Genomic DNA, 14,189 nt, shown 5'->3' on the forward strand with positions numbered 1-14,189 from the left:
GCTTATAAATTAGGAAGGTAAAAATGGCAGAACACGGTAAAGGAAAAAAGCTCGGAATACGAGTGACTGTAGAATTCGGAAAAGCTAAAAAATCAAAGAGCAACCCCAACGGCGGATCGGCTCGATACGTGTACATGCTCAAATCTACGGCAGAGGCGCTAGGGCTAAAAATAGTTCCTTCCGCTGGCGTCAAAACCAAAAAAGGAAATACGGTCGCCGTTCGAGGTGCGAAGGGTTCAGGAAGCATTAAAGTTGCGGTTGGCGGTGAGTCAAAAGATGGGAAGCAAAAATATAAAAGTGTCCCAGTTCCAGCGGGCGCGACAATTGCTGATATCAGAAAGTTTTTGTCTGGGGCGTCTAAAAAACCTCAGTCTTTTGTCAGCGTCAACGGCAGAAGCTATCCAGTAGTTACCAGCAGTAAATGATTACTTCTCAACTGGTTTATCGGAGTGAGTACAGATGGGATTTAAAAAAAGTTTCTTCGGTACTCATTCCTTACTTATTTAGCAACGACGCTAGCTTAATTATTACGATTCAGCCAAAATCAAAGCTTGCCAAAAATTATCAAACTGCGGGCAAACTAGATCAGATTTTGATTGATTATCCTAACAAGCTAGTTGCAAGTTCTCAAATAATTAACTTAACTAAAAACTATCAAGTTAGCTTTCCTCAACAAGGAAGATTTCAATTAGAATTCTTTCCTTATCAGTTTCTGGGGAGGACGTTAATATCTATTAACAGAATCCTAGACTCTGAATTTGAAGCTAATAGCCTACTTCAAACCGTCGAAAGAATTGAGGACAAGATTGATGACCTCAATGATTTAATAGGGGGCTGATATGCCGATAAATATAGATGACAATACCAACCCCGCAGAATCAGATAATTCTCTTAATCTAATTCAAATAGTAAATACGCTTGCTTATCAAGTGAAGCGGCTTACTGGGAAGTCTTCCTGGACAACACTTGGATAGCGATCAACTGCAATATCCCACCCAACATTTCAATAGGTACTAGCTTCTCAGGAAGCTTGCACTTCCTTGGCAATCCAGCCATGACAACGGCATCAGAGAGTTATTCTTTTTCGTATCGGCAGTTGTTGGTACCTTATGGAAATATGCCCACTGTCGCGCCCATTAATAATTTATCTCTTCAAGTTCAAACTCCTATTTTCTGGTTTCGAGTAGCATGAACTTTAACGCTAATTTTTTTGTAGCTTTATGCAGCTTTGCTTTGGCGCTATTTACTACCGCCACTGGCGCGATACTTTGGTATGTGAATAGTGAAAAAAAGAAATATGCTTCTGAAAGAGATTTTTTGCATCTCAAGCGCAACCAGGAGCAGATATCACAAGCGATCGCACAAGTGATGATCGAGATGGACAGACGCCTCGACTTGATTTCTCACGATATCCTTGAGATTAAAGCTGAGTTTCGCCACAAGGACAAACTTTGAACTTAATCTAGGATTGCTCTATTAAGGTTATCTCTGCCGGGCGATCGCATTTCTCAGGAGTGCGATCGCTTTTTTGTGGGGATTCTAGTAAATATGTTTTTCATTTCTATTTGCAAGTTAATTTCTATGTTTAAGGCTTGCTCTAGTATTTGTCCATACTCAGTAGCTTTTTCGCTGATTTTTAGTGCTTCTAAAGTCGTTATATCAACGGTAAAATATTCTGGATTAAATTCAGGATTATCTCTTAAAATTTTTTCTGTTTTTAGTGCTCTAAGTAGGTCTTGTTTTGTTGTATTTATAGCTTTAATAACGTCCAATCTATTATCTAGATTAACTGGATTTCCTGCTGCTTTTAACTGGTCTAGTATATCAATGTCTCTAACTAATTTGTTATGTTTATCTACTTCCTCAAGTATTTTAGAAAGAGGCTTAAATTTATGATTAGCTATGTCAATATTACGTTTAATTGAAATTAATATTATTAACAGTATTATTATTGCAATAAAAAATAAAAATATATAACTAGAATCTTTTTCGACTAAGCTGCTATCAGATGCAGTTGAAATTGCCGCTAATGTAAATAAAGATAAAAACAAATAAGCCAATAGTAATCTTAGGGAGAAAAACACAAAAATGAATTTTTTAATAGGATTATAAAAAATAGAAGATTTAGGAAGTTTATTTCTTTTTATACCAGTTATTTTATGAACTTCTTTGTTTTTAATTTCTAAGTCTTGTATTTGTAGATGCATAACTCAATTTCCATTTAACTTGATCATTACAATATAGATAGCATAATATACTTTTGTGTTAAGTAAAGGCGCAAATATGCAAGCTTGCGCCTTTACTCAACCTACATAGTTACTAGCTACTTTTCATTCGTGCCAGCATCGTTTGTGACCATCGATATACCTACATACTAATTTTTCTAAAGTTACGGCTTGGCATATTTCATTTTTTTGAGCTACTGCGCTGTAACTTATACTTGTAGAATCTAAATTACCTGCTAATGTTGGACTAGCACTAATTACAGTTAATATGGTAATCAAAAAAGCCATGATTACAGTCTTGAAAAATGTTCTAAATAATTTCATAGCTAATCAATACTCTTGCAAACTTCTATAAATTAATTTAGTACGATGAAGATTAAAAAAATAACCGCAAAAGCACGCAAAGTAACGCTCATACATCAGCGCTCATCTGCGTGCATCTGCGGTTAAAAATACCTACCTAAATCTTAATACACTAACTCAATCGCACTTTTTGTCAACGCCTCAGCAGTCAATCCATTCAACGCCCTGTTTATCCAGGCTTCTCAGCGCTTCGTCTTATGTAAATCAAGTTTCTGATTCGTAAACTAGATTTTGCGACTCGTAAATCAAGTTTCTGAGTCGTAAATCAAGTTTCTGAGTCGTAAATCAAGTTTCTGACTCGTAAATCAAGTTTCTGATTCGTAAATCAAGTTTCTGACTCGTAAACCTGTTATTCTCAACAAATTTCAGTAAATCTACCCGCGTTTATCTTGGAAGTTAATTTTATAAACATTCTTAGCTCCCCGACTTCCTTTAAGAAGTCGGGGATCTGAAGACTGCGAATTTTTACAATCATCAGTTATTTCACTGATAACTGATTTAATGCACCAGTTCAATCGCTCTCTTCGTCAAAGCCTCTGCAGTCAACCCATTAAACGCCATCAACTCACCAGCGCTAGCTGTAGTTTCGCCACGTTTCCAAGCGAAGGTATCGCGCTTACTTCTACTACGTAATAAGATTGGTTCTAGCATCGCCGCAGCACCGCCAGTTACACCAATTAAGGCATCACCATCAAATAATTGGGCAAATTTATCATCTTCTAAAAAACCACCATCAGGTTCAGAACAGGTATCCCAAGCTGTGTCATAAGGACGATATAAACGGCGGGGGTTAATAACAGAAATTATCTTGACGCCGATACCTTCTGTTTCTAAAAAAGCGGCGGCTTCAAAGACAGGAATTAATGTCATGTCGCCGATGACTGCAAACACAACTTGTTTATCACCAGCAACTTCATGTAATAACACTGCACCATCTTGTAAACCTTGGCGAGTTTGTTCTAAGGTGGTGCGAATTGGTAAGGGTGATTTACTTGCGGTAATGACAATTCCTTTATTTTTAGTTTTTAATGCCCAGTCATAGCAACCTTGAATACTGTTAGCATCAGGAGGAAATAACGGAAATACATTTCCATTCCGCATTAATGAAGCAAAATAAGCTTCAATTTCTGGTCTTTGGTGTGTCCAACCGTTGCGTCCTTGTTCTAATGCACCAGCTGTAAATAATGTGATTGTTGAAGGAGTTTGACGACGTAATTCTGCCATTGCTTGAATAACAGTTTGCCAAATTGGTAAGCCGTTGATGGCAAAAGATTCATAGGAACACCACAAGGTTCTAGCACCCATTAATGATAAACCTGCGGCTAAACCTGCACAAGCATCTTCACTTAAAGGTTCATAAACTTGTCCGTTTGGTGCTTGGTTATATAAGTCGTCGGTGGTGGGGTGAATAATTTTTAATGCTTGGTTAATGTTAGCAATTCCTGATGCTTCGTTGCCGTCGGCGTTGGTGACGAGGAAGTTTTTATCTTTTTGTCCGACGATTCCTACTAATCTTCCCATTGCGGTTGTAGAAACTTTTGGTTCTCCACCAACTGCATATTCTTCTAATGGTAATTCGCCTAATTCTGGTAGTGGTAATTCAAATTCTGTGACTACTGTTTTGGCTGCGGGTCCACCACCGGCGCGTTCGGCGTTGGTTCGCACTGTTTCCCAAGCTGCGGTTGATAAAGCACGAGTTTGCAAAGCGCTAATTATGTGCGGTGCGTCGAGGGTGTCTTTAGGATAAAGGTTGTGAGATTTTGCACCTCTGGCGTGGACGCCTGCACCTTTTAGTTGTTTGATGATGAAGACGGTGAGTTTTCCGCTTAATGCTGATTTGGCGGCTTTATCCACAGCAGTGAGTACGGCTTTGGTAAATTCTAGGCGTTTGTCGAAGGAGAAAGCGGTACTATCAACATAATCGCCTGGTTGATTTTGGTCGTCAAATTCTTTGGCATCGACTAATATGACTTCAGCAAAACCGTTACCTTCCCAGTATGCTGTCATCTGTGCGTTGGTTTTGAGAGATACCATGCTGTGGTGTTCTTGGCTGTAACCGTTCCACACCAAGACTGGTAAAAAGTTGGTGACAGTGGGGTATGCTGTATGAAAGTGAGCGATCGCACTGACAATATAAGGCTCTCCCAATCCCCCATCACCAACAGTGAAAGGGAATAACTTATCTTGATGCAGCAATGCAGCAGCCATCGCAAAGTGTTGTCCTTGACCCAGTGGCCCGGCAGGTGCAAGAATACCAGGAATGTAGCCGGAGAGATGTCCTAGTAAACCGTGTTTTTCTCGAAAGCGATCGCGCAATTGTTGGACTGTAAAGATTCCCATATCTTCCAACGAGCGATCCAAAAACATGGCACTATAAAATCCAGGGGCGTGGTGTCCGACTTCTGTGATAATGTTTTTGTACCCCAACATGACCAAAGCTGCATAAGCTTCCGCTTGACTTGCAAATCCTCCAGGATGACCAGAGGCTTTACTACCTGTGGTTTGTAGCGTTAGGTAACGGAGAGCATCGGCAGCAAGTAAGGTTTGATATACTGCTGCTGGATCTGTAGGATCGGCGATCGCTATTTTACCTGACTCGATGGCAGGAGTTGCACCATAAGTTTCAAAATCTGGTAATATCTCTCCAAAATATTGAATTCCTTCACAAAAATCGGGAAGCGCTGGCGATGCTTTTGGCGTGGTTGCTGTCATGCTGAGTACCTTAATAAGGATGAGGAGAAACTTGAGATGCTCGTCCAAGTTAACAAAAATTTTACAACTTTCAGGTTGTAACAGATGATTACACTTTTGCAATAGTCGAGATAAGTAGGTTTAATGGCGTTGTTGATTGATGGGATGGTTTTTATTTCACGCAAAGGCGCAGCGAAAAGTTACGTGCGGGGGTTCCCCCCGTTGAGCAAACTTTTCAAGACAAAGGCGCAGAGAGTATTAATAGTTTCTAAGTATATCTATTAAACTTAGTTATATTGATAGCTAGAGAAAGTATGACAAATTATAGAGATTATTTGGTGATAAATCCTTCTCAAGATTCATAAAAATTAAATGAGTGAGTTTTACAATTGGTTACTGCAATTGTAAACTTTTGTAAAATGAATTCACTCAATGAGTTAAGCACGCCAGCGTTGCTACAAACTTTACAATTAATGCTCAACCCGACAAAATTTTTGGAAAATTGTGCGGGTAAATATGGCGACACGTTTACATTGCGAGTTTTAGGTTTAAATTCGCCACCAATAGTATTTTTTAGTCATCCCCAAGCAATTCAAGATTGTTTAACTTTGCCAGAAAAAGAGTTAGATTTTCACAGAGCTACTCATGTGTTTAGACCTTTATTTGGGGATAATTCTTTAGTATTTAAAGATGGGCGATCGCATCATCAACAACGTCAGTTATTACTGCCACAAATGCATGGTACAGGACTGAAAAATTATGGTCAAGTAATCTGCCAAATTACCCAGTCAATTATCAAGGATTGGCAAGTTGGTACAAAGATTTTTATGCAGCAAATAATGCCAGAAATTACCTTAGAAATTATCTTACAAGTAGTGTTTGGAATCAAACAGCATAACTCACGATATCAACAATTGAAATATCTGCTTAGTTCTTTATTAAATGATGTGACTAAACCTTTGTATTCTAGTTTGTTTTTCTTTCCATCACTGCAACAAGATTTAGGTGCATGGAGTCCTTGGGGAAATTTTCAAAGAAGAAAACAGCAAATAGATCAATTAATCTACGCCGAAATAGACGAAAGGCGGTTGTCTGTAAATGTTAAAAATACAGATATACTCAATTTGTTGATGTCAGCGTGTGACAATCAAGGACAGGAAATGACAAATGCTGAATTACGAGACCAACTAATTTCATTACTACTTTTAGGATATGAAACCACAGCCGCAACATTAAGTTGGGCATTTTATTTAATTCACTCTCACCCCAAAGTTAAAAGCCAGTTAATGCAGGAATTATTTACTTTAAATAGCACAAATGACCCAGAAGAAATTACACAGTTACCTTATTTAACTGCTGTCTGCCAAGAAACCTTGAGAATTTATCCTATTGCTTTAATTTGTACACCGCGAATGGTGAAAAATCAAGTTGAAGTTGCTAAGAACAAATTTACATCAGGGACAGTTTTAGTTCCTTGTATTTATCTAGCACACCACCGTATTGATACTTATTCTGAACCAGAAAAATTTCAACCAGAAAGATTTCTACAGCAAAGATTTTCAGCTTATGAATACTTACCCTTTGGTGGTGGTTATCGCGGCTGTATTGGTGGTGCTTTTGCTATGTATGAAATGAAGTTAATTGTAGGCACAATATTATCAAATATTCGGTTAGCTCTAGTTAATCAACGTCCCGTTTCACCAGTCCGTCGTGGTATTACTATTGTTCCCGCTGGTGGTGTGGAGATGATTGTCACTAAATAAGTGGAATTTAAAATTAAAAATTTTAGATATTCCCTATTGTATATATCGTATTGTAGATACACTTCCTAGTATTCAAAGTCTAAATTAAGGAGTGACTCAAAAATAGGATAATATAACTCATGCCAGAAAAACAAGGATTAGAGCATTTGTTATCACAAGCAGCCGAAATAACTTTATCCAACCAACTAGATGAAGTTGAAGAAATAAATGTAGATGTCCGCACTAATTTGTTGAAAGTTGTTCAGGGACAAGTAGATCAAGTTTCTTTATCTGGTCAGGGATTAGTAATTCAAGAAGACATCCGGGTACAAGAAATCAAACTGCGAACGGATAGTGTTAATGTCAATCCTTTGAGCGCTCTTTTTGGTGAAATCGAACTCAACGAACCCGTGAAAGCGGTCGCTCGCATTGTACTAACAACAACAGATATTAACCGCGCACTGACATCAGATTTTATTCGTAGTCAATTACAAAATTTGCAGTTAGATGTAGATGGCGAAACTGTTCTTTTTGAACTGCAAGATATGCAATTGTTTCTCCCCGGAGATGGCAAGATAGGATTGACAATCACTGTTCTGCAAAAGGAAGCAGAAAAGACTCAAAGCTTAGATTTCACCGTGATACTTCACCCCCTGATTAATCAACAAACAGTTATCTTAGAAAGTATCAACTTTACTCCAGGCTCAGGAATTTCAATAGAACTAATTGTCGCCTTAATGCCCAAGTTAAAACAACTGCTAAAATCACCATCTTTTCAATGGGATAATATGGCAATGCGGATTATAGACATGAATGTAACTAACGAAAATTTAATACTTATGATAGAAGCACATGTTAGCCAAATGCCATCTTAAAAAATCATGTATATCTTTAGTATTATTCAACCGTTATTCTTAGCATTTAGCTTGTAATTTATTAAGTTTATTTGTAATAATAAAAACAAGGTGACTGATTGCAAGATTACAAATATGCAAGAATATGACGTTGTAATTATTGGTGCCGGACATAACGGACTAGTTTGTGCTGCTTATTTACTTAAAGCTGGTTATAGTGTCCTGTTGTTAGAAAAACGTTCTGTTCCTGGTGGCGCCGCTACAACAGAAGAATGTTTACCACAAGAAGCACCAGGGTTTAAATTTAATTTGTGTGCAATTGACCATGAATTTATTCATTTAGGGCCAGTTGTCGAAGAATTAGAACTGGAAAAATACGGGCTAGAATATCTAGAATGTGACCCGGTTGTTTTCTGTCCTCATCCAGATGGTAAATATTTTCTCGCACATAAATCTTTGGATAAAACTTGTGCAGAAATTGCTCGTTACAATGAACGTGATGCTAAAAAATACGCAGAATTTACTGATTATTGGCAACGAGCGCTAGGTGCAATGATTCCCATGTTTAACGCACCACCAAAATCAATTGTAGATATTTTTGGTAATTACGATATCAAAAAACTCAAAGATTTATTTTCTGTAATTGGTTCTCCCAACAAAACGCTGGATTTTGTTCGCAACATGTTGACCAGCGCTGAAGATTTGCTCAATGAGTGGTTTGATGAGGAATTTCTCAAAGCGCCACTAGCAAGATTAGCATCAGAATTAGGTGCGCCACCATCACAAAAAACCATTGCTATTGGTGCAATTATGATGGCGATGCGTCATAATCCTGGGATGGCTAGACCTCGTGGTGGTACTGGTGCGCTTGTGAAAGCTTTAGTGAATTTAGTCACAAGCAAAGGCGGAGTTATTCTGACTGACCAACATGTGGAAAAAGTGTTGATTGATGACGCTAAAGCAGTTGGTGTGAGAGTAGCTGGGGGTAAAGAATATCGAGCTAAATATGGAGTAATTTCTAATATTGATGCTCAACGTTTATTCTTACAAATGACTGATAAAAGTGATATCGATGCAGTCGAGCCTGATTTGTGGGAAAGATTAGAGCGCCGCATTGTTAACAATAACGAAACTATCCTCAAGATAGATTTGGCGCTAGATGAACCGCTACGTTTTCCATACCATGCGCATAAAGATGAATATCTAATTGGCTCGATTTTAATAGCAGATTCAGTCGCTCATGTAGAACAAGCTCATAGTAAATGTACCCTAGGAGAAATTCCTGATGCTGACCCATCAATGTATGTAGTGATGCCTAGTGCTCTCGACCCCACATTAGCACCTCCAGGTAAGCATACATTATGGATTGAATTCTTCGCTCCCTATCAAATTGCGGGCGCTGAAGGTACTGGTTTAAAAGGTACTGGTTGGACTGATGAATTGAAAAATAAAGTTGCAGACCGGGTGATTGATAAATTAGCTAGCTATGCGCCAAATGTGAAAACTGCAACTATTGCTCGGCGAGTAGAAAGCCCAGCAGAATTAGGAGAAAGATTGGGGGCTTATAAAGGCAATTATTACCATATTGATATGTCTCTAGATCAAATGATATTTTTCCGTCCATTGCCAGAAATAGCTAATTACAAAACCCCCATTGAAAATCTATTTTTAACTGGTGCAGGGACGCATCCAGGGGGTTCGATTTCCGGAATGCCAGGACGCAATTGTGCGCGGGTATTTTTGCAGACTAGGCATCCTATTACTCAGACTTTAAAGGACGCGGGGAATTCAATTAAATCGACTGTCGGTTCGGTTTTTGGTATTAATTAGTACTGGATTGGTAATATTATTTGTAAGTTGGATAATACTCAATCAAGCCCGGATGTGGCGAGTATTGTCCAACTTACGTGTATTATCGACATGTGTGAACATTATTGTGCCTCAAGAATGGGTTTAATGTATTAATTTTATACACTAAACCATCCTTTTCTTCCTGTTTACCGATGACAAATAGGACAAAAGACTGGTGAAATAAAAGTAGTTTTGCCCATACTGGAGTAATGACAGAGAAAGTTTTAATTTTGGGAGGACGGGGGCGCATTGGTAGCAGTGTTGCTCAGGATTTAATCAATCACACGCAAGCTGAAATTACGGTTACTGGGCGCTTTCCAGTAGCACAGACGCCTGTTAGTTCACCTTTTGGGGAACGGCTACAATTCTTAATGTTAGATTTGGCAGAAGTTGATAAGTTAAAAAAAGCGATCGCTCAATCTGATTTAGTCATACACTGCGCTGGCCCTTTTCACTATCGAGACACTAATGTTTTGCAAAGTTGTATTGAACAAGGCGTCAACTATGTCGATGTCAGCGACCATCGTTCTTACACCAGTAAGGCACTTAGTTATCATGAACAAGCCGCCACTGCTGGGGTGACAGCAGTTATTAATACTGGAATTTTTCCTGGTATTTCTAATAGTATGGTACGCCAGGGTATCGAGCAATTTGAACAACCAGAAAAGATACATTTAAGTTATTTAGTATCTGGTTCTGGCGGTGCTGGCGTGACGGTGATGCGGACAACTTTTCTCGGTTTGCAACATCCCTTTGAGGCTTGGATTAACAATCAATGGCAATCAGTTAAACCTTACACTGACAGAGAAATTATTAACTTTCCATCTCCCTATGGACGCAGTGGGGTTTACTGGTTTGATATGCCGGAAACTTTCACCCTACCTCATGCTTTTCCTGCTGTGAAAACTGTGGTTACTAAATTTGGTTCTGTCCCAGATTTTTATAACCATTTAACTTGGATTACAGCCCATATATTTCCTAAGTGGTTAATGCAGCGTCACGGCATGATTGAATTTTTATCTTATGTTAGTCATTCTATGACTAATGTTACTAATTCTTTTAGCGGTATTGGTGTCGTAGTCCGAGCAGAAATCACAGGAGAAAAAGCAGGTAAAAAGGTCATTTATTGTGCAACTCTAGTATATGCTAATACAGCACTAGCTTCTGGTTGTGGCACAGGTAGTATTGCTCAATTTTTGCTAGAAGGTAAGCTACAAAAACCGGGAGTTTGGCCTGTGGAAGAAGTATTACCAACAGAACTATTTATGCAAGCGATGCAAAGTCGCAAAATAGAGATTAATGAAACTTGGTTAGATAAATAGTCAGTTAGTTTGTGTGTGTGCAATTTATTCAAACTCGTCAACGGTGGCGCGAGGTGTAGATTTTTTCTGGTTAGCAATCGTACTTTCATACCAGTTCATTAACGGCGTAGAACTAATTCCATGAACAATTACTGAAGCCACGATTGTGGTGTAAGTTATCCAGGCTATTAATTCACCAATTTCGTCTTTTAAACCGTGACCAAATGCATAAGCCAGATAATATAAAGAACCCACGCCACGAATACCAAACCAACCTAGTAACCAGCGAGTTCCTAGGTGTAAGCTGCGACGTGGAGAATTGACAGGACGCATACCGATTGTACTGATCCAAACTCCCACAGGACGGATGATAAAAAACAGCAATACTATTACTAAGAGAGACTGGGTTCCATATTTGAGCATCTGCGGGAATAATAATATTGAGCCTAATAGTAAAATTGTGGCAATTTCTAGCAGCTTTTCCAGTCTCTCAATAAATTCTAATTGTGCGAGTGGTTTTTCTGGGTTTCTATAACTTCGTTGGGTAACTAATCCAGCGATAAACACTGCGAGAAACCCATAACCATTAATAATTTCTGTCAAAGCATAAGTGATTAAAATTATGCTGATCGCAACAAAATCTTCCATCAATTGGTCAGCAGAACGGCGCTTTTGAATTTTTCTATCAATCCAAACTATAGCTTTACCGACAAGAATACCCATGACAATACCAGATGCGATCGCCCATATTAAATCCACCGCTACCCACTGTTTAAACCAGTTATTCCAATTGCTATCTTTTAAGGCATAAATACCAAAATAAACAAAGGGAAATGCCAAAGCATCATTCAATCCTCCCTCAGAAGTTAAGCCAAAACGTAACTCATCTTTATCTTTGGTATCTGTTAATTGCACCTCAGAAGCTAACACTGGGTCAGTTGGTGCAAGAATAGCACCTAAAAGAATAGCTGACCCCCAATCCATATTTAAAAACAATTTGCCTACAATCGCTAAAGCAAAAATTGAAATTGGCATTAACAAACCAATCAGCCGGATAGTAATATCCCAAACACCTAACTTAAAAGGTCGAACTATTTTTAAACCACAACTAAATACAGAAACAATTACCACAAATTCTGTGAGACGTTCCAACACATGAGCATTGAATACATCATCACGCCGTAATTGAATTAATCCTATGCCATAAGGGCCTAAAACAATACCCACCAAGAGGTAAATTAAAGCAAAAGAAAGTGGTAAACGCGCAATCCAACCAGAACCTAATGTGACTGCTAGCAACAATAAACCAATCACAAGTAGTTCAAGAATATAGATATCTATCATAGCTGAATGTAAAAAAAGATAAATCGATATGCCAGTTTAGAAGGGATAGCTATTTATCCAAATTACCCTCAGAGAGATTTTGCTGAAAAAATTCCTCATCCTTTCTATCTTTAGTCATACGACCATGAGGGAGAATAAACTAACAAACAAATTGATTTTTCAACGAACGCTTATGCATTTGTCGCCAACGCTTGAACAAAACTTGTAAATCAATTCACGTTTTCGCTCATCGCTTATGCATTTGTCGCTAACGTTTGAACAAAACTTGCAAATCAATTAACGTTTTCGCTCATCGCTTATGCATTTGTCGCTAACGCTTGAACAAAACTTATGAATGAACTCACGTTTTTATCCAACGTTTATGCATTGGCGATAAACACTTAAACAAAACTTATGAATGAGTCCACGTTTTTAATTAACGCTTGAGCAAAACTCACAAATGACCCATCAATATAACAATACCCAATTACATAAGCTACACCCTGGCTAGCCTAAGCGCCCTTATTTCCCAGCCCTTAACCTCAACTAGACGCTATATCTCAAAGGCTATACAAATAAAAAGAAAGCAATTAAAATAGCGCTGAGAGCGAAGGCAAAAACAATCGCGTATTCAACCCGGCGACTAAAAAATCCCACAGCAGCAATCAGAGCGATCGCTAAACCAACCATACCCACATACTGCTCTTTTTGTAACCCACGAGCAACCAATGGGTCTTGTCCTGGTGGTGGAGTTTCTTGAACCGTTTTTGCGGAAGTTTCTTGTATAAACAAATTCATAAAGTCAAAAAAATACGTCTTTATACTTAATTAAAGATATTTTTTGGTTAAGAGTTGCTCTTACCCTTTTTCCTTTTAAGCAATAAATAGCCTCAGATAAAACTATCTTGGGGATGATTATATAATTATGCTGAAAATGTTATTTTTACCGAAAAATTCCCATAAACAGAGTGTTTATTGAGCATCAAGTATTCATCCACTAGCCAGAAGCACACACTTGCAAAATCCGTTACTTTGAGGTAGTTGCTCAACAATTAGGAATAAAACTAGTGGTACCCATCAGAGATAATAACCCCACCCAGATCACACCTTACGTTACATACGGATTAATAGCTGCGAACGTCCTAGCTTTTATTTATGAAGCTAGTCTCCCTCCCCAAGCATTAAATGGTTTTTTACATCTAGCAGCTGTAGTCCCCAGAGAACTCAGCTTAAGTTTTGCTGGCGTAGCTATTAATCAGCCAGTACCAGAATGGGCGACTTTGATTACTTCCCAATTTTTGCATGGTGGCTTATTGCATCTTGCAGGCAATATGTTATTTCTCTGGATTTTTGGTAATAATGTTGAAGATAAATTAGGTCATGCTAGATATTTATTTTTCTATTTATCTTGTGGAGTTTTAGCGTCTTTAGCCCAATGGTTCTTCGCACAGAATTCTAACATTCCTTCTCTGGGTGCGAGTGGTGCGATCGCTGGCGTCATGGGTGCATACATCCTCCGCTTTCCCCAAGCCGAAATTCTGGGCGTCGTTCCCCTAGGATTTTTCTTTCCCACCTTCCGCGTCCCAGCATATTTCTTTTTAGGATTTTGGTTTCTTCAACAAGCTTTCTACGGAATTGGTACCATCGAAGCACGTACCAACGTCGGGATGGAAAGTGGCGGTGTCGCCTACTGGGCCCATGCTGGCGGCTTTTTAGTTGGCGCAATTCTCGGCCCCCTGTTAGGTTTGTTCAGCGATAAAACACAGGAAGAATATTTTTAGAGGTTAGGGGCTAGAGGTTAGAGGTTAGAGGTTAGAGAAGAGTTATCGAATCGATAGT

At 38.6% G+C, this 14,189-nt stretch carries 12 protein-coding genes; 8 read left to right on the forward strand and 4 right to left on the reverse strand.

The window, feature by feature from the left end; genetic code table 11:
* Window positions 1-23 precede the first annotated feature (23 nt).
* The 3 genes from MIC7126_RS0107710 (at window position 24) to MIC7126_RS0107720 (ending at window position 1,455) form a co-directional block, all read left to right on the forward strand.
* A complete protein-coding gene (locus tag MIC7126_RS0107710; RefSeq protein ID WP_017652562.1) occupies window positions 24-425 on the forward strand; it encodes a hypothetical protein in 402 nt (133 codons plus the stop codon).
* Window positions 422-838: a hypothetical protein gene (locus tag MIC7126_RS27245; RefSeq protein ID WP_017652563.1), complete on the forward strand. Its 417-nt coding sequence runs from the start codon at window positions 422-424 to the stop codon at window positions 836-838. Before MIC7126_RS0107710 ends, MIC7126_RS27245 begins: the two co-directional genes overlap by 4 nt.
* Window positions 839-1,188: 350 nt before the next feature.
* Window positions 1,189-1,455, forward strand: a complete 267-nt coding sequence (locus tag MIC7126_RS0107720; RefSeq protein WP_017652564.1) for a hypothetical protein — start codon at window positions 1,189-1,191, stop codon at window positions 1,453-1,455.
* A 53-nt stretch (window positions 1,456-1,508) separates the two neighbouring features.
* Here the strand turns inward: MIC7126_RS0107720 and MIC7126_RS28580 are convergent, their stop codons facing one another.
* Both MIC7126_RS28580 and MIC7126_RS0107735 read right to left on the reverse strand, forming a co-directional pair.
* Entirely contained in the window at window positions 1,509-2,207 is a 699-nt protein-coding gene (locus MIC7126_RS28580) for a hypothetical protein (protein WP_017652565.1), read from the reverse strand.
* 879 nt (window positions 2,208-3,086) lie between these two features.
* Complete coding sequence (locus MIC7126_RS0107735) at window positions 3,087-5,300, reverse strand: phosphoketolase family protein (RefSeq protein ID WP_017652567.1); 2,214 nt, start codon at window positions 5,298-5,300, stop codon at window positions 3,087-3,089.
* Between the two features lie 398 nt (window positions 5,301-5,698).
* On the opposite strand from MIC7126_RS0107735, the gene MIC7126_RS0107740 reads away from it, so the two are divergent.
* The 4 genes from MIC7126_RS0107740 (at window position 5,699) to MIC7126_RS0107755 (ending at window position 11,048) form a co-directional block, all read left to right on the forward strand.
* Window positions 5,699-7,042 carry a cytochrome P450 gene (locus tag MIC7126_RS0107740; protein ID WP_017652568.1) on the forward strand — a complete coding sequence of 448 codons (1,344 nt, stop codon included), beginning with the start codon at window positions 5,699-5,701 and terminating at the stop codon, window positions 7,040-7,042.
* Between the two features lie 119 nt (window positions 7,043-7,161).
* Window positions 7,162-7,896: an LmeA family phospholipid-binding protein gene (locus MIC7126_RS0107745; protein WP_017652569.1), complete on the forward strand. Its 735-nt coding sequence runs from the start codon at window positions 7,162-7,164 to the stop codon at window positions 7,894-7,896.
* A 114-nt stretch (window positions 7,897-8,010) separates the two neighbouring features.
* Window positions 8,011-9,705 (forward strand): beta-carotene ketolase CrtO, encoded by a 1,695-nt coding sequence (gene crtO, locus MIC7126_RS0107750; RefSeq protein WP_017652570.1) that lies wholly within the window; start codon window positions 8,011-8,013, stop codon window positions 9,703-9,705.
* Window positions 9,706-9,935: 230 nt separating this feature from the next.
* Window positions 9,936-11,048, forward strand: coding sequence for a saccharopine dehydrogenase family protein (locus MIC7126_RS0107755; protein WP_017652571.1), 1,113 nt, complete (start codon window positions 9,936-9,938; stop codon window positions 11,046-11,048).
* Window positions 11,049-11,072: 24 nt separating this feature from the next.
* Here MIC7126_RS0107755 and MIC7126_RS0107760 read toward each other — a convergent pair whose 3' ends face one another.
* Together MIC7126_RS0107760 and MIC7126_RS0107765 are read right to left on the reverse strand one after the other, a co-directional pair.
* Window positions 11,073-12,371 (reverse strand): cation:proton antiporter, encoded by a 1,299-nt coding sequence (locus MIC7126_RS0107760; RefSeq protein ID WP_017652572.1) that lies wholly within the window; start codon window positions 12,369-12,371, stop codon window positions 11,073-11,075.
* Window positions 12,372-12,917: 546 nt separating this feature from the next.
* On the reverse strand, window positions 12,918-13,148 hold the full coding sequence (locus MIC7126_RS0107765) for a hypothetical protein (protein WP_017652573.1): 231 nt from the start codon (window positions 13,146-13,148) through the stop codon (window positions 12,918-12,920).
* Between the two features lie 269 nt (window positions 13,149-13,417).
* On the opposite strand from MIC7126_RS0107765, the gene MIC7126_RS0107770 reads away from it, so the two are divergent.
* A complete protein-coding gene (locus MIC7126_RS0107770; RefSeq protein ID WP_017652574.1) occupies window positions 13,418-14,131 on the forward strand; it encodes a rhomboid family intramembrane serine protease in 714 nt (237 codons plus the stop codon).
* Window positions 14,132-14,189 lie beyond the last annotated feature (58 nt).

The organism is Fortiea contorta PCC 7126, from assembly GCF_000332295.1.
GTDB lineage: Bacteria > Cyanobacteriota > Cyanobacteriia > Cyanobacteriales > Nostocaceae > Fortiea > Fortiea contorta.